This is a genomic window from Shinella sp. BE166 (assembly GCF_051201095.1).
Lineage (GTDB): Bacteria > Pseudomonadota > Alphaproteobacteria > Rhizobiales > Rhizobiaceae > Shinella > Shinella lacus.
Genome location: NZ_JBPEHL010000003.1, coordinates 138,876 through 158,486 on the forward strand (window position 1 = coordinate 138,876; position 19,611 = coordinate 158,486).

The 19,611-nt window shown below is 63.6% G+C and carries 21 protein-coding genes; 4 read left to right on the top strand and 17 right to left on the bottom strand.

Translation table 11 applies throughout. From position 1 onward, the window contains the following. The 14 genes from J2Y63_RS08075 to J2Y63_RS08140 form a co-directional block, all read right to left on the bottom strand. The gene (locus tag J2Y63_RS08075; RefSeq protein ID WP_256116988.1) at positions 1–969 is read right to left on the bottom strand and encodes an ABC transporter permease; all 969 of its coding nucleotides are present in this window, start codon (positions 967–969) and stop codon (positions 1–3) included. A 38-nt stretch (positions 970–1,007) separates the two neighbouring features. After that, positions 1,008–1,832, bottom strand: a complete 825-nt coding sequence (locus J2Y63_RS08080) for an ATP-binding cassette domain-containing protein (RefSeq protein ID WP_435265635.1) — start codon at positions 1,830–1,832, stop codon at positions 1,008–1,010. 62 nt (positions 1,833–1,894) lie between these two features. Beyond that, positions 1,895–2,833: an ABC transporter substrate-binding protein gene (locus J2Y63_RS08085; protein ID WP_435265636.1), complete on the bottom strand. Its 939-nt coding sequence runs from the start codon at positions 2,831–2,833 to the stop codon at positions 1,895–1,897. Positions 2,834–2,971: 138 nt separating this feature from the next. Then, on the bottom strand, positions 2,972–3,583 hold the full coding sequence (locus J2Y63_RS08090) for a cupin domain-containing protein (protein ID WP_256116987.1): 612 nt from the start codon (positions 3,581–3,583) through the stop codon (positions 2,972–2,974). A gap of 99 nt (positions 3,584–3,682) precedes the next feature. Continuing rightward, the gene (locus tag J2Y63_RS08095) at positions 3,683–4,957 is read right to left on the bottom strand and encodes an L-fuconate dehydratase (RefSeq protein WP_435265637.1); all 1,275 of its coding nucleotides are present in this window, start codon (positions 4,955–4,957) and stop codon (positions 3,683–3,685) included. A 35-nt stretch (positions 4,958–4,992) separates the two neighbouring features. Then, positions 4,993–5,727 (bottom strand): SDR family oxidoreductase, encoded by a 735-nt coding sequence (locus tag J2Y63_RS08100; RefSeq protein ID WP_435265638.1) that lies wholly within the window; start codon positions 5,725–5,727, stop codon positions 4,993–4,995. A gap of 21 nt (positions 5,728–5,748) precedes the next feature. Next, entirely contained in the window at positions 5,749–6,201 is a 453-nt protein-coding gene (locus tag J2Y63_RS08105) for a MaoC/PaaZ C-terminal domain-containing protein (protein ID WP_435265639.1), read from the bottom strand. 13 nt (positions 6,202–6,214) lie between these two features. Then, on the bottom strand, positions 6,215–7,282 hold the full coding sequence (locus tag J2Y63_RS08110) for a Gfo/Idh/MocA family protein (protein ID WP_435265640.1): 1,068 nt from the start codon (positions 7,280–7,282) through the stop codon (positions 6,215–6,217). 173 nt (positions 7,283–7,455) lie between these two features. Beyond that, entirely contained in the window at positions 7,456–7,785 is a 330-nt protein-coding gene (locus J2Y63_RS08115; RefSeq protein ID WP_435265641.1) for an L-rhamnose mutarotase, read from the bottom strand. A 3-nt stretch (positions 7,786–7,788) separates the two neighbouring features. Continuing rightward, positions 7,789–8,907 carry a mandelate racemase/muconate lactonizing enzyme family protein gene (locus tag J2Y63_RS08120; RefSeq protein WP_435265642.1) on the bottom strand — a complete coding sequence of 373 codons (1,119 nt, stop codon included), beginning with the start codon at positions 8,905–8,907 and terminating at the stop codon, positions 7,789–7,791. A 1-nt stretch (position 8,908) separates the two neighbouring features. Next, a complete protein-coding gene (locus J2Y63_RS08125) occupies positions 8,909–10,006 on the bottom strand; it encodes an ABC transporter ATP-binding protein (RefSeq protein ID WP_435265643.1) in 1,098 nt (365 codons plus the stop codon). Between the two features lie 3 nt (positions 10,007–10,009). Beyond that, complete coding sequence (locus J2Y63_RS08130; RefSeq protein WP_435265644.1) at positions 10,010–10,876, bottom strand: carbohydrate ABC transporter permease; 867 nt, start codon at positions 10,874–10,876, stop codon at positions 10,010–10,012. 1 nt (position 10,877) lies between these two features. Next, on the bottom strand, positions 10,878–11,774 hold the full coding sequence (locus tag J2Y63_RS08135; protein WP_435265645.1) for a carbohydrate ABC transporter permease: 897 nt from the start codon (positions 11,772–11,774) through the stop codon (positions 10,878–10,880). 125 nt (positions 11,775–11,899) lie between these two features. Further along, positions 11,900–13,210 (bottom strand): sugar ABC transporter substrate-binding protein, encoded by a 1,311-nt coding sequence (locus J2Y63_RS08140; RefSeq protein WP_435265646.1) that lies wholly within the window; start codon positions 13,208–13,210, stop codon positions 11,900–11,902. A 159-nt stretch (positions 13,211–13,369) separates the two neighbouring features. Between J2Y63_RS08140 and J2Y63_RS08145 the strand changes: the two genes are divergently transcribed. Both J2Y63_RS08145 and J2Y63_RS08150 read left to right on the top strand, forming a co-directional pair. Beyond that, complete coding sequence (locus tag J2Y63_RS08145) at positions 13,370–14,158, top strand: IclR family transcriptional regulator (protein ID WP_256116561.1); 789 nt, start codon at positions 13,370–13,372, stop codon at positions 14,156–14,158. A gap of 63 nt (positions 14,159–14,221) precedes the next feature. Further along, the gene (locus J2Y63_RS08150) at positions 14,222–14,749 is read left to right on the top strand and encodes a MaoC family dehydratase (RefSeq protein ID WP_435265647.1); all 528 of its coding nucleotides are present in this window, start codon (positions 14,222–14,224) and stop codon (positions 14,747–14,749) included. Between the two features lie 4 nt (positions 14,750–14,753). Here the strand turns inward: J2Y63_RS08150 and J2Y63_RS08155 are convergent, their stop codons facing one another. Together J2Y63_RS08155 and J2Y63_RS08160 are read right to left on the bottom strand one after the other, a co-directional pair. Further along, positions 14,754–15,890 carry an extracellular solute-binding protein gene (locus J2Y63_RS08155; protein WP_435265648.1) on the bottom strand — a complete coding sequence of 379 codons (1,137 nt, stop codon included), beginning with the start codon at positions 15,888–15,890 and terminating at the stop codon, positions 14,754–14,756. After that, entirely contained in the window at positions 15,890–17,044 is a 1,155-nt protein-coding gene (locus J2Y63_RS08160) for a CaiB/BaiF CoA transferase family protein (RefSeq protein ID WP_435265649.1), read from the bottom strand. The genes J2Y63_RS08155 and J2Y63_RS08160 overlap by 1 nt, the downstream gene beginning before the upstream one ends. A 237-nt stretch (positions 17,045–17,281) precedes the next feature. Between J2Y63_RS08160 and J2Y63_RS08165 the strand changes: the two genes are divergently transcribed. Both J2Y63_RS08165 and J2Y63_RS08170 read left to right on the top strand, forming a co-directional pair. Beyond that, on the top strand, positions 17,282–18,295 hold the full coding sequence (locus J2Y63_RS08165) for a zinc-binding alcohol dehydrogenase family protein (protein WP_435265650.1): 1,014 nt from the start codon (positions 17,282–17,284) through the stop codon (positions 18,293–18,295). A 14-nt stretch (positions 18,296–18,309) separates the two neighbouring features. Continuing rightward, on the top strand, positions 18,310–18,618 hold the full coding sequence (locus J2Y63_RS08170; RefSeq protein ID WP_435265651.1) for a putative quinol monooxygenase: 309 nt from the start codon (positions 18,310–18,312) through the stop codon (positions 18,616–18,618). A 3-nt stretch (positions 18,619–18,621) separates the two neighbouring features. Here J2Y63_RS08170 and J2Y63_RS08175 read toward each other — a convergent pair whose 3' ends face one another. Then, positions 18,622–19,518 carry a LysR family transcriptional regulator gene (locus J2Y63_RS08175; RefSeq protein ID WP_435265652.1) on the bottom strand — a complete coding sequence of 299 codons (897 nt, stop codon included), beginning with the start codon at positions 19,516–19,518 and terminating at the stop codon, positions 18,622–18,624. Between the last annotated feature and the right edge of the window lie 93 nt (positions 19,519–19,611).

Below are 19,611 nucleotides of genomic sequence, written 5' to 3' on the forward strand. Positions count from 1 at the left end.
TCAGCGCCCCTTCGCCCCGCCCTTGAACAGGCGGAAGTTGAGCCAGATTGCGACCAGGATGATGAAGCCGGTGACGATCGGCGTGAAGAAGGGCGACAGGTGCGACAGGATGAGGCCGTTCGCCAGAACCGCGACGGTGAGCGCCCCGAGGATCGTGCCGACCAGCGACCCGCGCCCGCCAAAAAGGCTGGTGCCGCCCAGAACCACGGCCGCGATGACGTCGAGTTCGAACCCCTGCCCCGCATTGGACGAGCCGGAGCCGAGGCGGGCGGAGAGGATGACGCCGGCCGCCGCCGCCGCCGTGCCCGACAGGATGTAGACCCAGAGGATGACGCGGCGCGTGTTGACCCCGGCGCGGCGCGTCGCCTCCGCATTGGCCCCGACGCCGGTGACGTAGCGGCCGAAATGGGTTTCGTTGAAGACGACATAGGCGGCGAGAAGCACGACGATGGCGATGAGCGCGGGCGCCGGAATGCCCAGCACCCAGGCCCGGCCGATCGTCACGAAGGGGCTCGTCGGCTCGATGGGGATCGAGTAGCCGCCGGTAATCAGCAGCGCGAAACCGCGGATCACCGAAAGGCCGGCCAGCGTGACGATGAAGGCAGGGATCTTTTCGTAGGCGATGAAATAGCCCTGGATCAGCCCGACCACGCCGCCAAGCGCCAACATCAAGATAATGGCAAGCGGCCAGGGAATGCCGGCCTGCAAGGCGGCCGCCGAAAGGGTGGCGGTCAGCGCCAGAACGGAGCCGACCGAAAGATCGATACCGCCCGTGGTGATGACGAAGGTCATCGCGGCCGCGACGATCAGGAGCGGTGCGGACTGGCGGATGATGTTGAGCAGGTTCGGCGCCGTCAGGAAGGCGTCCGTCGTCACCGCGAAGAAGAAGCAGCAGACGACGAAGAACAGCGCGATCGACATGACGCCGCCATTGGCGATGACCTTGTCGAGCATGGTCGTCTCGCGCATGCGGGGCGGATGGCTGGAATAGGCGTTGGGCTCGGAGCTCATGCGGAAGCGCCTCGTTCCTGAGTGTGGCTGGCCTGATTGTGGCTGGCCTGATGGCCGGCGGAACGGGCAGCGAATTTCCGCCCGACGATGAGATTGACGACATCCTCGATATTGGTGTCCTCGATGCGCCGCTCGGCAACGTTGCGGCCCTCATACATCACCTGGATTCGGTCGCAGACGAGGAAAAGATCCTGCAGCCGGTGCGTGATGAGGATGACGGAAACGCCACGGCGGGACACGGTGCGGATCAGTTCGAGCACAGCCTCCACCTCCGCGACCGCAAGCGCCGCCGTCGGTTCGTCCATGATGAGCACGGAGGGATCGAAGGAGGCGGCACGTCCGATCGCGATCGACTGGCGCTGGCCGCCGGAGAGGTTTTCGACCTTCATCCACGTATCGGGAATGACGATGCCGAGATTGGAGAGCATGTCGCGCGCCCGCTCGTGCATCAGCTTCTTGTCGAGCATCGGCACGCCGGCGATATGGCGCTTCGGCTCGCGGCCAAGGAAGAGGTTGCCGGCGACGTCGATCGTGTCGCAGAGCGCGAGGTCCTGGTAGACCATCTCGATACGCGCGGCCCGCGCCTCCGCCGGAGAGGTGAAGGAGACCGGCCGGCCGTCGATCTCGATCGTGCCGGAATCCGGGATGACGGCGCCCGAGAGCACCTTGCTGATGGTCGATTTGCCCGCACCATTGTCGCCCACCAGCCCGAGCACTTCGCCCGGCATGAGGTTCAGCGAGGCATTGTCGAGCGATTGCAGCGCGCCATAGCGCTTGGATATGCCGGTCATCCGGACGCGGCTGACTTGCGTGTCGGTCATGTTCAGTGGCCCTTCCCAAAAGACGCCGCTGCCCGGACTTCGGCCGGGCAGCGGCGGTCGGCTTACTTGAACATGTCGCGATACTGGTCGACATTCTCCTTGGTGACGATGGTCACCGGCACGTTGATGATCGGCTCGATCGTCTCGCCCCTCTTGACCTTGACGAGCGCTTCGACCGCGGCCTTGCCTTCACCCGCCGGATCCTGCTGGATGACGGCCGTGACAAAACCCTGATCGATGCCGTCGATTGCGGACTTGGTCAGGTCCCAGCCGAAGACCTTGATGCTGTCACCGCGGCCCTGGCTGGCGACGGCGGAAACGGCGCCGAGCAGCGCCGGCTCGCCGGTGGCGTAGAGCGCATTCATGTCGGGATTGGCGGTCATCAGGTTTTCGGCGGCCGAAAGCGCCACGTCCTGCACGTTCTGGCCGTCGACCGTGTCGAGGAACTCGACCTTCTGGCCGCCTTCGGTCACCGCCGCCTTGAAGCCATCGAGGCGCTGGTTCTGGATGAAGGAGTTGAGCGCGCCGACGACGCCGACCTTGGCGGCACCGCTCATGTCGCTCTTCACGTAGTCGGAGAAGAACTTGCCGATATCGCCGCCCGCAGCGGTATTATCGACGCCGACGAAGGCGATGTTGTCGCCTTCCGGAATCTGCGCATCGATGGCGATGACCGGAATGCCGGCATTCTTGGCGGCGGTGATTGCCGGCTTCACACCATTGACGTCGATGGCGACGAGAATGATGCCGTCGACCTTTTGCGTAATGTAGGTCTCGATCGCGTCGTTCTGCGCGGACGGCACGTTGTTGGCATTGAAGATGACGAGGTCGACGCCGGCAGCCTTGGCAGCGGCGTTGGCGCCGTCATTGATCTGGTTGAAGAACAGTGCCTGCTGGTTGATGGTGACGAGTGCGAATGTATCGGCGAAGGCATTGGCCGCGCTCATGAGCGTCAGCGTGGCGGCCGCAGCGCAGCCGAGAAGATATTTTGTCCGACCCATTTTGATGTTCCCCTTGTTTGAAGCCGTTGGCGGCCACAGGAATTTACGAGAGGCATTATTCAAGTAACTTGAATTCATGTCAAGTTACTTGAATATCCGGTTCGCAAAATCGGTTGAAGAGGATTTTAGAAAATAATATCAAAAGGTTGGCGGCGTATTGACCCAGAAGATCGAGGCGCGCTCCTCCCCGACATTGCGATACCAGTGGGCAAGCTCGGAATTGAACACGAAACTGTCGCCCGCGGAAAGCCGAAAGGTCTTGTCGCCGATCATCAGCTCGATTTCGCCGACCAGCAGATAGCCGACCTCCTCGCCCACATGCTGGATCGGCCCAGCGCTTTGGCCGCCCGCCTCGATATGGTGAATGTTGCACTGGAGCAGATGGCCGGCAGAATAGGGAATGATGCGCTCCAGCGAGATGCCCTCGCCGCGGCGCAACGGATCGAGCGTGATGAGCGGGCGCGTGCCGGCGCGAAACACAACGCCCTCTTCGCCATCGGTCTCCTCGAACATCCAGCCGATGTTGGAATCGAGCGCGCGCACCAGCCGGTGCAGCATGGGCAGCGAGGGCGAGGCCTTGCCGTTCTCGATCTTCGAGAGCAGGCTTTCCGAACAATCCGCCGCCAGCGCCAGCGCCTTCAGAGTCAGCCCGCGCGTCTGGCGCGTCAGCCGCAACCGCGCACCGAGCCGCACCGGATTCGACTGGATTCTATCCTCCCGGCTTTCAGACGGCAAAGGCGGCTTGACCATATTCATGATGTGCATATCGCATTGTTCGGGGTTGCGATCATAAATCCTTCAATCAAGGACTGTCCAGACCGCAGCCCGATGCGATGCCTTCGCCTGTGTTCAGCCGAACGTATAGGCCGCAATCGACTCCGGCTTCATCTCGATCGAAAAGCCCGGCAGCGACGGCGGCATATAGGCGGCGTTCTCGATGCGGCAGGGGTCGATGAAGTGCTCGTGCAGATGGTCGACGAACTCGATCACCCGGCCCTCCTTCGTGCCGGAGACGGCAATGTAGTCAATCATCGAGAGATGCTGGACATATTCGCAGAGCCCCACGCCGCCGGCATGCGGCCAGACCGGCAGGTCGTATTTCGCCGCCATCAGCAGCACGGCAAGTACCTCGTTGAGGCCCCCCATGCGGCAGCTATCGATCTGCACGATATCGATCGCGCCCTCGGCAATGAACTGCTTGAACATGATGCGGTTCTGGCACATCTCGCCGGTCGCGACCTTTACGGGCGCGATCGCCTCGCGGATCGTCTTGTGGCCGAAGACATCGTCCGGGCTCGTCGGCTCCTCGATGAAATAGGGCTTGTAGGGCTGGAGTTCCTTCACCCAGTCGATCGCCTGCCCGACCTCCCAGACCTGGTTGGCGTCGATCATCATGAATCGATCGTCGCCGATCACCTCGCGGGCGATGCGGAGCCGCCGCTTGTCGTCCTCCAGATCGCGGCCGACCTTCATCTTGATATGCGTAAAGCCCTGGTCGACGGCTTCCTGGCAGAGCCGGCGCAGTTTTTCGTCGTCATAGCCGAGCCAGCCGGCCGACGTCGTGTAGCAGGGGTAACCCTCGGCCTCCAACGTCGCGATCCGCTCCGCCTTGCCCGCTTCGGCTTGTCTGAGGATGGCGAGCGCCTCCTCCGGCGTCAGCGCGTCGGTGAGATAGCGGAAATCGACGATGGAGAGGATTTCCTCCGGGCTCATCTCGGCGACGAGGCGCCAGACGGGCTTGCCGGCCTGCTTGGCAAGAAGGTCCCAGACCGCGTTCACCACCGCCCCGGTCGCCAGATGCATCGCGCCCTTGTCCGGGCCGATCCAGCGCAACTGGCTGTCGCTCGTCACATGGCGCCAGAAGCGGCCGGGATTTTCGCGCACCCAGTCGAGATCGAGGCCGACCACCAGATGTTTCATCGCCTCGATCGCCATGCAGCAGATATCGTTGCCGCGGCCGATGGTGAAGGTCAGGCCGTGGCCTTCGAGACCGGGTGCGTCCGTGCCAAGCACGACATAGGCAGCCGAATAGTCCGGATCGGGATTCATGGCATCCGAGCCGTCCAGGCTCTGCGAGGTGGGGAAGCGCAGGTCGATCGAACGCAGGCTGGTGATCTTGGTCATGGAAGCGGCCCTTGCAATGGTCGGTTTCGAGTATTTCAGATGGTCCAGCCGCCGTCGATGGCGTAGGCTTGGCCCGTCGTATAGGTGGCGCCTGCGAGATAGACGGCGAGATCGGCGATCTCCTCCGGCGTGCCGATGCGGCCGATCGGCTGGCGGGCAATGAAGGCGGCGCGTGCCGCGTCGTAGTCGCCCTGCGCCTTCAGGCGATCCTGCAAGGAGGGGCTTTCGACGGTGCCGGGGCAGATGCAGTTGCAGCGGATGCCCTGCCCGACATAGTCGGCTGCAACCGACTTCGTCAGCCCGACGACGGCGGCCTTGGTGATGGTGTAGGCGGCGCGGTTCGGCACGCCCTTCACGCTGGAGGCGACGGACGCCATGTTGATGATCGCGCCGTCCTTGCGCTCCAGCATCGACGGCAGCACCGCGCGAATGGTGCGCACCATGGCCCGGACGTTGAGATCGAAGGCGAAGTCGAGATCCTTGTCCGGCATCTCAAGGATCGAGCCGGCATGGACGAAGCCGGCGCAGTTGAACAGCACGTCGAACGGTCCGGTGGCGGTGATGACGCGCGTGACCGCCTCGTCGTCCAGCACGTCGAGCACATAGGTCTCGATATTGGCCTCGCCCGCCAGGCTCTTCAGCGCATCGGCATTGATATCCGTCGCGACGACCGTCGCGCCGGCACGGGCAAAGGCGATCGCGCTCGCCCGGCCGATGCCCTGGCCGGCGGCGGTGAGGAGGACGCGCTTGTTTTCGAGGGAGAAAGACATGATGGCTCCTTGGATGGGTCGTCAGGCGGCGTTCGGCCGGCGCTCGACGACGTAGATGTGATCGGCGGCGAGCACGACCTCGCCCTTCTGGTTGATGACTTCCGTGCGTTCGATGACGCGGCCGAAGCCCGCGCGTTTCGGATCATCTTCCTTGGCCGTTATCGTCACGCGGGTATGGATCGTATCACCGATGAAGACGGGCTTGATGAAGCGCATGCGATCATAGCCGTAGGAAAAGGCCACCGGATTGATGACGCTTGCCGTCAGCCCGACGCCGATCGAAAAGACCATGGTGCCATGCGCGATGCGCTGGCCGAAGGGCTGCGTCTTCATGAATTCCGCATCCATGTGATGCGGGAAGAAATCGCCCGTATGGCCGGCATGCACGACGAAATCCGTCTCGGTGATCGTGCGCCCCATCGTCTTCCGACCATCGCCGATGGCGTAGTCCTCGAAATATCTGACCTGTTCCATGTCCTGTTCCTGTCTAGGGCCTGGCAGCGAGCGGCGTGGCGGGCGCGGCACTGGAGGCATAGGCCGCCTCGACGAGCGCCATGGTCATCCAGGCATCCTCCACCGAGGAAACGAGCTCGGCATCCTCGCCCGAAACGAAGCGCTGGAGGTTCGCCATGCGGCCGACGAAGGCATCGGGGAACCAAGTCCCCTCAAGCGGCACGGCAACCCAGCCATCGCCGCCCTTCGGATAGATTTCCAGGATATCCGGCTCGCCGCGCGGATAGTCGAGATTGACGCCAAGCTGGAGATAGGCCGCACCCTCCGTCCCCGAGACACGGAATTCGCAGGCCTGGTGCCTGCGGCCGAACTTGTGGTCGTGGTTGATCGAGACGGCGCAGCGCACCCGGTCACCGTAGTCGAGGATTGCGGTTGTCCGCGTCTGCGCCATCGCATGGTTCGGGTGGCCGATCGACTTGGCATGCACACCCTTGGGATCGCCCAGCACCTGGCGGATGACGTCGAGATAGTGGATTGAGTGCATGGCGATCTCGATACGCGGCAGGCCTTCGAGGAAGGACCAGAGCTGCCACGGCGTATCGAGTGCGAGATAGACGTCGAAATCGACGACCTCGCCGAGCAGCCCCTTGGCGATCGCATCCTTCAGCGCCAGCATCATCGGCGCAAAGCGCAGTTGGAAATTGACGGCGGCCTTGAGCTTCTTGTCGCGGCAGATCTTCAGGATTTCGGTCGCGGCGACAAGATCGGCGCCCATCGGCTTCTGGATCAGCGCCGCAGCACCGTCGGGAAGCGCTGCGAGCACCTTGGCATGAGCGGTCGGCGGGGTGGCGAGATCGAAGATTGCGTTCTCTACGGAGGCTGCTTCCTTGACGGTGCGGTAGGCGGTGACGCCCCATTTTTCCGCCAGCGCCGTCGCTTTGTCGTGGTCCGGATCGTAGAGCCCGGCAATCGGAAAGCCGCCCTTGCGATAGGCCGGGTAGTGCGCGTCGCCGACGATCGAGCCGGCGCCGAAGGTGACGATCGGGCGTGGCTTTGATGGAAGCGGCCAGGATTGGGAGAGCGAGTGGGGGTCAAAAGTCACGGTTCATCCCCTGTTGCGCACGTCCGCCCCTCATCCGGCTACCGCCACCTTCTCCCCGCAAGCGGGGAGAAGGATATGCCGCACCGTTTTCCGCATACGTTTCCGTCGTACGGGGCGCGTCCCCTCTCCCCGCTTGCGGGGAGAGGGTTAGGGTGAGGGGCAAGTCCTTGCGCTCAAGCATGAAAGAACACCTCTTCCATGCCAGCCCACCATTCCCCCTCGTTCCGCGTCTCAAGCGGCGTCTGGCAGGGCATGCAGACGGCCCACCATTCCTGCGTCTTCGGGTCTGCCGCCATCTTCGCCATGTCGCCGGCATAATCGGTGCCGTGATATTCGAAGAAGGAGAACAGCAGGTTCTCCGGCTCCTTCAGGAAGATCGAATAGTTCTTGATATTGCAGCCGGAAATCATCGCCAGCACATCGGGCCAGACGGCGGCGTGCAGGCTCTTGTACTCTTCGATCTTCTCCGGCTTGACGCCGATCACCATGCCGATGCGCTGCATGTCTCAGGCTCCCTTGCGGATCTCGTGCTCGAATTCGGCAATCGACCGGCTGCGGATCGCATCCCAGTCCCAGTCGATGCCGAGACCGGAGGTCATGGGTGCCAGCGCCATACCGTTCTCTATTCTCAGGCGCGAAGTGGTAATGTCGTCGAGCTGCGGGATGTATTCGACATATTTGCCGTTCTGCACCGCGCAGGTGAGGCTGACATGCAGCTCCATCAGGAAATGCGGGCAGACCGGCATATCGAAGGCCTCAGCCGCATGCGCCACCTTCAGCCACGGCGTGATGCCGCCAATGCGGCCGGCATCGACCTGCACAATGGAGCAGGCGCCCTTCTGCATATATTCGCGGAAATGGCGGATCGAATAGAGCGATTCCCCGACGGCGATCGGCGTCGCGGTCGACCGGTTGAGACGCACATGGCCGTCGATGTCGTCCGCCGGCAGCGGTTCCTCAATCCAGCCGAGATCGAGTTCGCGCAGGCGCTCGGCCCGGCGGATCGCCTCGTCGACGGAAAAGCCCTGGTTGGCGTCGGTCATGATCTCATAGCCATCGCCGACCGCCTTGCGCACGGCCGAAAGGCGCGCAAAATCCTCGGAGCCGTGCGGCTTGCCGATCTTCACCTTGGAGCCGGTGAAGCCCTTCGCCTTGGCGTCAAGGGCATCCTCGACGAGCGCTTCCATCGGGATATGCAGCCAGCCGCCTTCCGTCGTGTAGAGCGGGCAACGGTCCTTCGCCCCGCCGGCGAGCTTCCACAGCGGCAGGTTCTGTTTTCGCGCGCGCAAATCCCACAGCGCGGTGTCGATCGTGGCAAGCGCGATCGAGGTGATGGCACCGATCGTCGTGGCGTGAGTGGCGAATTCCAGTTCGTGCCAGATTGCCTCGATCTGGTCGGCATCGCGGCCGATCAGGCGCGGCGCCAGATGATCGGCAAGAAGCCGCATGACGGAAGAACCGCCCGTGCCGATCGTGTAGCTGTAGCCAGTGCCCACGGCACCATCGCTGTCGGTAATAGTGACGAGCGGGGTTTCCTGGCTAACAAAGCTCTGGATGGCGTCCGTGCGCTCGACCTTCGGGCGAAGGTCGACCATTTTCAATTCGATGCGTTCGATCTTCGCCATGTCAGCCTCGCAATGTGCGGCCGCTGTCGCGGTCGAAGAGATGGGCTTGCGACAGGTCGAAGCAGAAGGGCAGTGTGTCGCCCGGCGTCAGCCGCCGCGGGTTCAGCATGCGGCCGACCCATTCGGCGCCGCCGAAATCGGCGAAGACCAGCGTCTCGTTGCCGAGCGGCTCGGTGAGGATGACGCGCAGATCCTGGTCATGCACATCGGCATCCTCGCCGGAATGGATGCCATGGCCGGCCGGATAGAGATCGTCCGGGCGCAGGCCGAAGGTTACCTTCTGGCCGGCCGCCACGCGCTCCTTGAAGCGCGCCGGCAGCGGCAGGCGGTCGCCGTTTTCGAAGACGAGTTGGCCGTTCGTCACCTCGGCATCCTTGAGGTTCATCGGCGGCGAGCCGATGAAACCCGCGACAAATTTCGATTGCGGGCGCTGAAAAACGTCCTCTGGCGTGCCGACCTGCTCGATATAGCCATCGCGCATGATGACGATGCGGTCGGCAAGCGTCATCGCCTCCACCTGGTCATGCGTCACGTAGATGACCGTCGACTGGACCTTGGCATGCAGCTTCTTGATCTCGACGCGCATCTGCGTGCGCAGCTTCGCATCGAGGTTCGACAGCGGCTCGTCGAAGAGAAAGACTTCCGGATTGCGCACGATGGCGCGGCCCATGGCGACGCGCTGGCGCTGGCCGCCGGAAAGCTGCGAGGGGCGGCGGTCCAAAAGATGCGTGAGGTCGAGCGTCTTGGCCGCCTCTTCCACCTGCGGTGCGATCTCCTCCGGCTTCTGGCCGGCGATCTTCAGCGAGAACCCCATGTTTTCGCGCACGGTCATGTGCGGATAGAGCGCGTAGGACTGGAAGACCATGGCGAGGTTGCGCGAGCGCGGCGGCAGGTCGTTGACGATCTTGCCGCCGATCTTGAGGTTGCCGCCGGAGATCGGCTCCAGGCCCGCGATCATGCGCAGCGTGGTGGACTTGCCGCAGCCCGACGGGCCGACGAGCGCGATGAACTCGCGGTCCGCCACTTCGAGGTCGATACCATGCACCACTTCGACCGCGCCGTAGCGCTTGACCAGCTTTTCGAGGGAAACGGTTGCCATGGATTATCCTTTGACTGCGCCGGAGGTGAGGCCGGAAACCAGATGCTTCTGCACGATGAAGGTTAGCACGAGGGCGGGGATGATCATGATCACCGCCAGCGCGCACATGCCGCGCCAGTCAATGGTGAACTCCGCCGTATAGTCGAGCAGGCCGACGGGCAGGGTCTTGGAGTTGACGGAACGGGTGAGCTGCGAGGCCAGCGCGAACTCGTTCCACGAGGTGAGGAAGGCGAAGATGCCGGCCGATGCGATGCCGGGGCCGGCGAGCGGAAACTCCACCTGCCAGAAGGCCTGCCAGCGCGTGCAGCCGTCGATCTGTGCGGCTTCGGCGAGGTCCTTCGGCACCTGCCGGAAGAAGCCGTCGATCAGCCAGATGGTGAAGGGCACGTTGAGCGCCACATAGGCCATGATGAGCCCGAAATGCGTATCGATGATGCCGAGCCGCGAGTAGACGAAGAACAGCGGCAGCGAGAGCGCGATGCCGGGCACGGTGCGCGTCAGCATCAGGCCGAGGAAGATCGAGGACTTCGCCTTGAAGCGGAAGCGCGCGAAGGCGTAGCCGCCGGCCATGCCGATGGCGAGCGCGATCGCCGTCGACGTGACGGAGATGATCAGCGAGTTGCGGAAATATTCGATGACCGGAATACCGCCCTGCCCCACGCCGGAAAACATCGCGACATAGGCATCGAACGACAGGTCCTGCGGGATCCAGACCGGCGGTTTCGCCATGATCTCGACCGTCGGCCGGAACGAGGCGAGCACGATCCAGAGCCCCGGCAGGCAGATGACGGTCATGGCCAGGAAGAGGCCGATCTTGTGCGCGACGGAAAGGAGGATGCCGTTGATACGGGCTTTTGCGTTCTCGTTCATCTTACCACTCCGCCGCAATCTGGGTCCGCGCCGCCGCAAGCTTGCGGTAGAAATAGACGGTGAAGAGGATGGAGAGCAGGATCGCGACATAGGCCATGGCATTGGCAAGGCCCATGCGGGCGTCCGCATAGGCGGTGCGCGAGACCAGCGTCCAGAGCAGTTCCGTGCGTTTGGCAGGACCGCCATCCGTCATGATCTTGACGATGTCATAGGCGCGCGCGACATCGAGCGAGCGGATGGTCATGGCGATATAGGCGAAGGGCATGATGAAGGGCCAAGTGACGTAGCGGAACGTCTGCAAGGGCGTGCAGCCGTCGACGCGGGCAGCCTCGATCGGCTCCTTCGGCATGGCGAGCAGGCCGGCGAGGATGAGGATCGCGAAGACCGAGGTGGACGACCAGACTTCGGCAATCAGGATCGCCGTGAAAGCGAGCGTGCCGTCGATCAGCCACGGGATCGCCTGGTCCGTCAGGCCGAGCGATTGCAGGGCGTTGTTCACCAGGCCGATATTGTCGTTGAACATGAACTTGAACTGGAAGCCGACGAGGATCGGCGAGAACATCATCGGGAACATCATGATGGTGCGCAGCAGGCGCTGGCCGCGTGTCGCCTTCTCCACCAGCATGGCAAGGCCGAGGCCGAGCAGCATCTCGACATTGAGCGCCACCGTCAAAAGCAGCACGGTACGGCCGAATGCCGTCCAGAACTCCAGGTCGGTCAGGATGCGCGCATAGTTGCGGAAGCCAACGAACATGTAGAGCGACGCCGGTTGCGTCAGCCGGAACGGCGTGAAGCTCGAATAGAGCGACAGGATCAGCGGGACGATGACGACGGCTGCCAGCACCAGGATGGCGGGCAGCAGAAGCAGAAACGGTGCCGGTGGCCTCCAGCCTTTCATATCGGCTTCTCCAGTCTTCACGAATGCAGGGAAAACCCGCCAGCCGAAACCGGCGGCGTTGAAATTTTCCGGAATGTCAAAAGGGGTGGCTCGTGGCGCCGGCTGCCCGGCGCCACAGGTTGGTCTCAGAGCGCGCCGGCGTCTTCGAGGATTTGCGTCGCCTTTTCGGCGGCCGCATCCAGCGCTTCTTTGGAGGTCTTGTCGCCGAGGATGGCGGCCTGTAGCTCCGGATAGACGGCGTTGGAGATCTCGATCCACGATGCCGTCTGCGGCACCGCGAAGGCGTTCTTCGCGGCCTCCTGGAAGGCAGTCAGCACTTCCTTGCGGTACGGATCGCTTTCAGCCTGCTTGATGTTGAAATCCCAGACGGCCGTGCGCGTCGGCAGCGGACCGGCGGAGGATTCCAGCTTCTGGCTGTCCTCGTTGGTGAGGAACCAGACGAGCGAGGCGGCGGCTTCCTTGTTGGCGCAGCTTTCGGTGACCGAGAAGCCGTGGTGGCCGGACCAGCCGGTGCGCTTACCGGAGGAACCGGCCGGCTGCACCTTCACGCCGACATTGCCGGCAACTTTGGAGGACTTCGGGTCATTGAAGAAGCTCGCCCAGCCAGGCCAGTCGAGGTTGACCGCAATGGTGCCGGAAGCAAAGCCCTGGCCGAGATCGTCCCACAGATAGTTGGTCGTGCCGGCCGGCACGGCCTTCGCCTTGTAGAGGTTGACGAACCAGTCGAGGGCGCGCACGCCCGCTTCCGAATTGAAGGCCGGCTTGCCGTCGGCGTCGAGATATTCGCCGCCTTCGGCCACCAGCATTTCATAGAAGCGGCCGTTGATCGCCTCTTCCTTGCCGGCATATTGCGTGCCGTAGAAATCCGGCGGATTGGAGAAGAACGTCGCCTGGTCGGTGACCTGCTGCCAGGTGTCCGGCGGGGTCAGGTCGTAGCCGTATTTCTCCTTGAACGCCGCCTTCTTGGCGTCGTCCTGGTAGAGGCTCTTCTGGTAGTAGAGCGCCGAGACGTCGAACTGCGCGCGTGGCAGCATCACCAGCTTGCCGCTGAGCGTCGAGGACGAAATGTTGGCCGGCACGAAGGCGTCGATCTCTTCCTTCGGCAGCAGCGCTGCGAGATCGGTATAGATATCCGGATATTGCGGGGCGAAGGACGAGTGGTTCGAGCCGACGCACCAGGTGATGTTGCCCGTTGCGATATCCGACTTGATTTCCTTGTCCAGCTCGAAGTGGTTCTTCTTCGAAAGCACGTTCACCTTGGCGCCCGTCGCCTTTTCCCATTCAGCGATGCGCGCGTAGAGCGCCTCATACTGCTGACCGCCGATGAGCTTCGCATCGACGGTGACGCCCTCGAATTTTCCCGGCAGGTCGGCAGCGAACGCGGAACCCGCGCACATCAATGCACCGACCGCGACGCCGGCTAGAAATCTCGACATGTTCTCCTCCCATGTGGCTTTCGCCAGCCCTCACCAATAAGAGCTTCATTCATATACAAACCAATTATTCATTCATCGTCAAGCGGAAAACCGGATTCCGGCATTGCCATGGGGTATTTCTGCGTATATGAATTTACTCATTCACTAGAGGGATTTTAGGTGTCGGAAGACGAAAACGATCGCTACCGCGCGCCGGCGCTCGACAAGGGCCTCGACATCCTGGAGCTGCTGGCCGGCGTCGATGGTGGCCTCACCCAGGCGGAAATCGCCAAGCGGCTCGACCGCAGCCCGAACGAATTCTACCGTATGCTCGACCGCCTCGTGAAACGCGGCTACGTCACGCGCATCGATGGCGACCGCTTCTCGCTGACGCTGAAACTCTTCGGCCTCGCGCAGCTCCACGCCCCGGTGCGGCGGCTCGTTTCCTTCGCCGTGCCGCTGATGCGCGAGCTTGCCGAAGCCTCGCGCCAGGCCAACCAGCTCGTCGTCTTCGACCGTGGCAATCCGGTGGTCATCGCCCAGCAGGAAGCGCCGGGTTACTGGGGCATTTCCATCCGCGTCGGCTCGCGCATCGGCCTTTTCGATACGGGTTCCGGCCATGTGCTGCTCGCCTTCCGCCCGGGGCTGGAACGCGAGCGCATGATCGCCGAACATGTCGGCGATGGCGGCACGGACGGGCGCGTGACGCCGGAATTCCTGGCGCGGCTCGACCTCATCCGCACGCGCGGCTACGAGATGATGCCGAGCGCGCAGACGGCCGGCGTCATCAACCTCTCGGCCCCCGTGCTCGGCGCGGACGGCACCGCGATCGCCGCGCTGACCGTGCCCTATATCACGCTGATCAACACGCCCGTGGCGCCCGACATTTCCACGACGATCCAGCTCATCAGCGAGACGACCAGCAAGCTTTCCGAAATGACCGGCGCCGACTTCAAGCCCGGCGATTAGTTAATTCGCATTTGAATAGATCATTCTTCTGTGACATGGTATCCTCGTTCAGAGGAGCCAAGCATGACGTCGACTGTCGGAATCGAAAGCACCCATCCCAAGACCATGCCGGAGGCCCACGCGGCGCTGCCGGTGTGGAATTCGGAGAACTGGTTCTACGAGGATTTCGCCGTCGGCCATAAGATCCGCTCGCTACGCCGCACGATTTCCGAAGGCGAATCGATGCAGTTCAATGCGCTGGTGCTCGACATGCACCCCTATGTCGGCGACCAGATCTTTGCCGAGACGGAAGGCCTGTTCGGCCGCCGCCTCGTGGCGGGCGCCTTCGTCTTTTCGGCCGGACTCGGGCTGGTGGCGACCAACTGCGTCAACGCCTTTTCCTACGGCTACGACCGCCTGCGCTTCATCAAGCCCGTCTTCATCGGCGACACGATCTATACGATCCGCACCAATCTCGACAAACAACCGAAATATGACGCGCTCGGCCTTATCCGCGCCTCCTACGAGGTCTTCAAGGGCGAAGGCGAGCTGGTGCTCTATTGCGAGCACATCCAGACCGTCAAATATCGGGACGGCAAGCCGGCGGCGTGAGCGCCTACCGAAAACTCTTCACGAAAAGATCGTTGAGGTCGGCAACGGCCTTCGCCGCCGGCTCCGCGCTCGTTACGGCCCGGTTGATGCGCTGCGACGCCGCCTCCTGGAACGGCATGTAGCCGTCATGCCGCGGCCGCAGCCAGGCGCCTTCCAACGTGCTGCGGGTATTTCGATAGAAGCCGAGCGTCGCCGCATTGGCCGCCTCGTCCTCCCAGCCGGCCGCATGGCCGGGCTGGCCGCCGAAGCGCCAGTAGCGATCGGCCTGCACCGCGCCGCCGGCAATCCAGTAGGCGAAATCAATGGCCGCCTCGCGGTGTTCGGAGAAAGCCGAGACGGCGATGCCCGTGCCGCCGAGCGCCGACCCGACCGGCCCGCGTGCGCCGGCGACCGGCATGTCGGCAAAGGCGATGCGGTTTGCGCGAAACCCTTCGAGGGAATAGCTGACATAACCGTAGATCAGCGGCGAAAGGCTGTAGCGCGCACCGTCTTCGCCCATCAGGTCCAGAACGGCGATCGGGTCCATGCCGATGCAGGCGGGATCGACGAGGGCCGCCAGTTCGCGGATCATCTCGATCGCCTGGACGCCGGTCTCGGCATCGATGAACGGCCGGCCCCGCTCCACCGAACACGGGTGGCCGAGATTGCCGCACAGCGTGAACAGGCACATTAGCGAATGTGGCGGGCGCAGCGGCAGCAGCACCTCGCCGGTCTTTGCAAGGTCGAGCACCTCCGCCCAGGTCGTCGGCGGCGCGTCGAGCCGGTCCGGCCGGAAGGCCAGCACCTGGGTCGCCGCATCGATCGGGAAGGCCCATTGGCGGCCCTGCCAGTTGTAGCTTGGGAAGGATTTGCCGACGGAGCCTTTGGCCAGCGCTGTGAAGGCGGCTTTCCGGCTGGGTCCATCCAGCGGCGCGAGGCAGTTCTCCGCGGTGATCTGGCCGACATGCGGATGGTCGATCACGATGAGATCGTAACGGCGCGCCAGTTCCTCGACGGGAAAACTCTCGAAATCCTGCAGCGACCGCTTGTCCCATTCGATCGAAACGCCGGTCTTCTGCAACCAATCGTCCGAGCAGGCCACCATCGGATCGTAGCCGCGCGGATGGCTCCAGGTCATGCCCTTCAGGGTAACGCCGCCCATCAGGCGAACTCCGCCCGGATGCGGCCGGTATGCTCGCCGACCCGCGGCGCCGCCTGCCCGCCGAGCGGCCGACGGCCATCGACGCGCACGGGGCAGCGGGTCGTGCCGATCGAAACGTCGTCCTCGCGCGTGACGGTCTGCAACATGTCGAGCATGCGGAAACCGTCGCTGGCCAGCAGTTCCGGCCATTCCAGCACCTTGGAGCACCAGATATCCGCCGGTTCGAGGATGGACAGCCAATGGTCGACGGTCTCGGTCGCGATGCGTTCGGCAATGATGCGCTTGATCGCGTCGCGCGCCGTGAACCACGCCTTGCTGTCGTCGCGATAGACGCCAAGCGCCTCGATCTGCAAGAGATCCTGCAACCGGCCGAGCGGCGTCATGGCGATCGCCAGATAACCGTCCTTCGCCGGATAGACGCCGTAGGGTGCGGAAAGATAGGCATGCGCGCTGCGGAAGCCGGATCGTTTCGGCTTGCGGCCGCCGTCGTTGAGATGGGTGGTCAGCACCTCGAACTGGAAATCGACCAGCCCTTCGAGCAGGCTCGTCTGGATATGGGCGCCCTTGCCGGAAATGCCGCGCCGCACCAGCGCCGCGAGAATGCCCTGGCAGGCATTGGCGCCGGCCAGCATGTCGGCGACCGCGAGGCCGAAGGGCACCGGCCCCTGCTCCTCGTCGCCGTTCAGCCACATCAGGCCGGAACGCGCCTGCGCCAGAAGATCCTGCCCCGGCCGCATCACCCAGGGGCCATCCTCGCCATAGCCGCTGATCGAGGCATAGACGATGGCCGGGTTGATCGCCTTCGCCGCCGCATAATCCAGGCCGAGGCGCTCGATGACGCCCGGGCGGAAATTCTGGATCAGCACGTCGGCCCTGGCGATGAGCTTTCGCAGGAAGGCGAGATCGTCCGGGTTCTTGAGGTCGATGCCGAGGCTCTCCTTGCCGCGGTTGATGGCGTGGAACAGCGTCGAATCGCCGCCGACCTCGGTGTCGCTGAGATAGAGCCGGCGCGACAGGTCGCCGCCGTCCGGCCGCTCGATCTTGATGACCCGGGCGCCGAGGTCGAGCAGCCGAAGCGAGCAATAGGGGCCGGAAAGGAACTGGCTCATATCGACCACGGTCAGACCGGCGAGCAATCCGGGTTCATCCTGCATGAAGGCTCCTCCCTGCGACGCCTCGAAAGATTCCGCAGAATTCTTATTTGAATTACTATTTTATATATGAGAATTTCACGCCCGCTTGTCAACGCCGAAGGCTCCCCACGGCACGCCCGGAAGACAACTTCGAAAAATTCGAATTATCATTTTGGATTTCGGCAAATTATCGGGGCATGCCGTATGGTCCTATCTTCACCCTATACGAACCGACTTTTGCACATTCAGGAGATTGAAATGCGTGCCATTGGCTACCAGACCCCGCAACCGATCGATGCCGCGACGGCGCTTGTCGATTTCGACCTGCCGCGGCCCGAGCCGCAGCGGCGCGATATCCTCGTCGAGGTGAAGGCCGTGTCGGTCAATCCGGTCGACACCAAGATCCGCGCCTCCGCCAAGCCGGAACCGGGCGACTGGAAAGTGCTTGGCTGGGACGCCGCCGGTGTCGTTACCGCCGTCGGGCCGGAGGCCAGCCTGTTCAAGCCGGGCGACGCGGTCTTCTACGCCGGCGCGATCAACCGGTCCGGCACCAATGCGGAGTTCCACCTCGTCGACGAGCGCATCGTCGGCAGGAAGCCGGCGTCGATCGATTTCGCCGCCGCCGCCGCCCTACCGCTGACTTCGATCACCGCCTGGGAAATGCTGTTCGACCGGCTGGAGGTGACCCGTCCGGTTGCGGGTGCGGCAAACGCCATCCTCATCATCGGCGGCGCCGGTGGCGTCGGCTCGATCGCCATCCAGATCGCCCGCGCACTGACCGACCTCACGGTGATCGCCACCGCCTCGCGGCCGGAAACCCAGGACTGGGTGAAGGCGCTCGGCGCCCACCATGTCGTCGACCATCGCCAGCCGCTGGCCCCTCAGGTCGAGGCGCTCGGCATCGGCCAGCCCGCCTTCGTCTTCTCCACGACCAACACCGACGATCACCTCGCCGACATTGTCGAGCTGATCGCGCCGCAGGGCCGGTTCGGCCTGATCGACGACCCGAAGGTGCTGAACGCCCTGCCGCTGAAGCGCAAGTCGATCTCGCTGCATTGGGAGCTGATGTTCACCCGCTCGCTGTTTGCCACCGCCGATATCGAAAAGCAGCACGACCTGCTGAACCGCATCAGCGAACTGGTCGATGCCGGCAAGATCAAGTCGACGCTCGCCGACAATTTCGGTGCCATCACTGCGGAAAACCTCAAGCGCGCCCATGCGCTCATCGAATCCGGCAAGGCCAAGGGCAAGATCGTGCTCGAAGGCTTCTGAGGAGAGACATCACCATGACGACACCAGCCGAAAAACTCATCGCCATCGCCGTCCTGAAGGCCAAACCCGGCAAGCGGGACGCGTTGCGCGCGGGCCTGCTCGCCCTCATCGAGCCGACCCGCGCGGAGCCCGGAAACCTCGACTACATGCTCTTTGAGCTGCGTGACGAGCCCGGCACCTTCTATATGCGCGAAGCCTTCGCAAGCCAGGCGGCGCTGGATGAGCACATCGCTGCGGATTATTTCCAGGCCTTCGCCGTGACGATCGACGACCTGCTCGCCGAGCCGCTACGCCTGATCTTCCTCGACCAGGTCTCCGCCTGACGATTACGCGCCGCGGCCCGGTGAAAGGGCCGCGACGATGCGCTCGATCAGCAGGCGCACGCGCCGCGGCTGTACGGCGCTCGGCGGATAGACGATCTGCAAGGCCGTGCTGCCGGTGGAAAAATCCTTGAGCAGCTCCACCAGCGCGCCCGAAGCGAGATCGGCATCGACGTCGCGGATCGATTTGAGCGCGACGCCCAGCCCCTGCTTGCACCATTGGCGCACCAGCCCGCCGTCATTCACCACGCGCCGGCCGTGCACGGTGACCTTGCGAACCACGCCGTCGATGACGAAGGACCATTCGCGGTCGATGTTCTGTCCGAAGCGCATGACGATGCATTCATGGTTTTCGAGCTCGTCCGGATGCTGCGGCGTGCCGTGTGCTTCGAGATAAGCGGGCGAGGCGCAGACGATACGGCGGTTATCACCGAGCGGCTTCGCCCGGAGGCTGCTATCCGCCAGCACGCCGTGCCGGATGGCGAAATCCATGCCCTGCCCGACGAGATCGACATAACCGTCCGTCAGGTTGAGATCGATCGTCACCGCGGGATGCTCGGCCAGGAAGGCATCGATGACGGGCACCAGCAGGCGACGGCCAAGATCTTCCGGCGCGCTCAGCCGGATCGGACCGGAGATGACATCCGCGCCGCGCCGCACGCGGCTTTCCAGCTCCTCAGCCTCCGCCAGCAGGCGCCGGGCGCCCTCGACGAGCGCACGCCCCTCCTCCGTCAGGCTGATGGCGCGCGTCGTGCGGGTGAGCAGCGTCGCCCCGTAATAGGCCTCCAGCGCGGCGAGGCGCTCCGACACGGTCGCGGGCGAAAGCCCGACCTCGCGGCCCGCGACGGCGAGGCCGCCTTTCTCGACGATACGGAGGAAGAGAGACAGGTTTTCAAGCAGCATTGATCGGCTTTTCCGAATTATGATTTCCGGATCAAAGCAATTATCGGGAGTTTCCGCAAGCAGTACTCTCCACCTCGAACCATGGCGGCCGAG

What these genes read in the sequence shown, in the direction of transcription:
- J2Y63_RS08085 (WP_435265636.1), bottom strand. Translation starts at nt 2,833, where the DNA reads ATGGGTCGGACAAAATATCTTCTCGGCTGCGCTGCGGCCGCCACGCTG.
- J2Y63_RS08090 (WP_256116987.1), bottom strand. Translation starts at nt 3,583, where the DNA reads ATGGTCAAGCCGCCTTTGCCGTCTGAAAGCCGGGAGGATAGAATCCAG.
- J2Y63_RS08105 (WP_435265639.1), bottom strand. Translation starts at nt 6,201, where the DNA reads ATGGAACAGGTCAGATATTTCGAGGACTACGCCATCGGCGATGGTCGG.
- J2Y63_RS08160 (WP_435265649.1), bottom strand. Translation starts at nt 17,044, where the DNA reads ATGCAGGATGAACCCGGATTGCTCGCCGGTCTGACCGTGGTCGATATG.
- J2Y63_RS08100 (WP_435265638.1), bottom strand. Translation starts at nt 5,727, where the DNA reads ATGTCTTTCTCCCTCGAAAACAAGCGCGTCCTCCTCACCGCCGCCGGC.
- J2Y63_RS08140 (WP_435265646.1), bottom strand. Translation starts at nt 13,210, where the DNA reads ATGTCGAGATTTCTAGCCGGCGTCGCGGTCGGTGCATTGATGTGCGCG.
- J2Y63_RS08095 (WP_435265637.1), bottom strand. Translation starts at nt 4,957, where the DNA reads ATGACCAAGATCACCAGCCTGCGTTCGATCGACCTGCGCTTCCCCACC.
- J2Y63_RS08170 (WP_435265651.1), top strand. Translation starts at nt 18,310, where the DNA reads ATGACGACACCAGCCGAAAAACTCATCGCCATCGCCGTCCTGAAGGCC.
- J2Y63_RS08165 (WP_435265650.1), top strand. Translation starts at nt 17,282, where the DNA reads ATGCGTGCCATTGGCTACCAGACCCCGCAACCGATCGATGCCGCGACG.
- J2Y63_RS08120 (WP_435265642.1), bottom strand. Translation starts at nt 8,907, where the DNA reads ATGGCGAAGATCGAACGCATCGAATTGAAAATGGTCGACCTTCGCCCG.
- J2Y63_RS08125 (WP_435265643.1), bottom strand. Translation starts at nt 10,006, where the DNA reads ATGGCAACCGTTTCCCTCGAAAAGCTGGTCAAGCGCTACGGCGCGGTC.
- J2Y63_RS08075 (WP_256116988.1), bottom strand. Translation starts at nt 969, where the DNA reads ATGCGCGAGACGACCATGCTCGACAAGGTCATCGCCAATGGCGGCGTC.
- J2Y63_RS08135 (WP_435265645.1), bottom strand. Translation starts at nt 11,774, where the DNA reads ATGAAAGGCTGGAGGCCACCGGCACCGTTTCTGCTTCTGCTGCCCGCC.
- J2Y63_RS08150 (WP_435265647.1), top strand. Translation starts at nt 14,222, where the DNA reads ATGACGTCGACTGTCGGAATCGAAAGCACCCATCCCAAGACCATGCCG.
- J2Y63_RS08130 (WP_435265644.1), bottom strand. Translation starts at nt 10,876, where the DNA reads ATGAACGAGAACGCAAAAGCCCGTATCAACGGCATCCTCCTTTCCGTC.
- J2Y63_RS08155 (WP_435265648.1), bottom strand. Translation starts at nt 15,890, where the DNA reads ATGGGCGGCGTTACCCTGAAGGGCATGACCTGGAGCCATCCGCGCGGC.
- J2Y63_RS08115 (WP_435265641.1), bottom strand. Translation starts at nt 7,785, where the DNA reads ATGCAGCGCATCGGCATGGTGATCGGCGTCAAGCCGGAGAAGATCGAA.
- J2Y63_RS08080 (WP_435265635.1), bottom strand. Translation starts at nt 1,832, where the DNA reads ATGACCGACACGCAAGTCAGCCGCGTCCGGATGACCGGCATATCCAAG.
- J2Y63_RS08175 (WP_435265652.1), bottom strand. Translation starts at nt 19,518, where the DNA reads ATGCTGCTTGAAAACCTGTCTCTCTTCCTCCGTATCGTCGAGAAAGGC.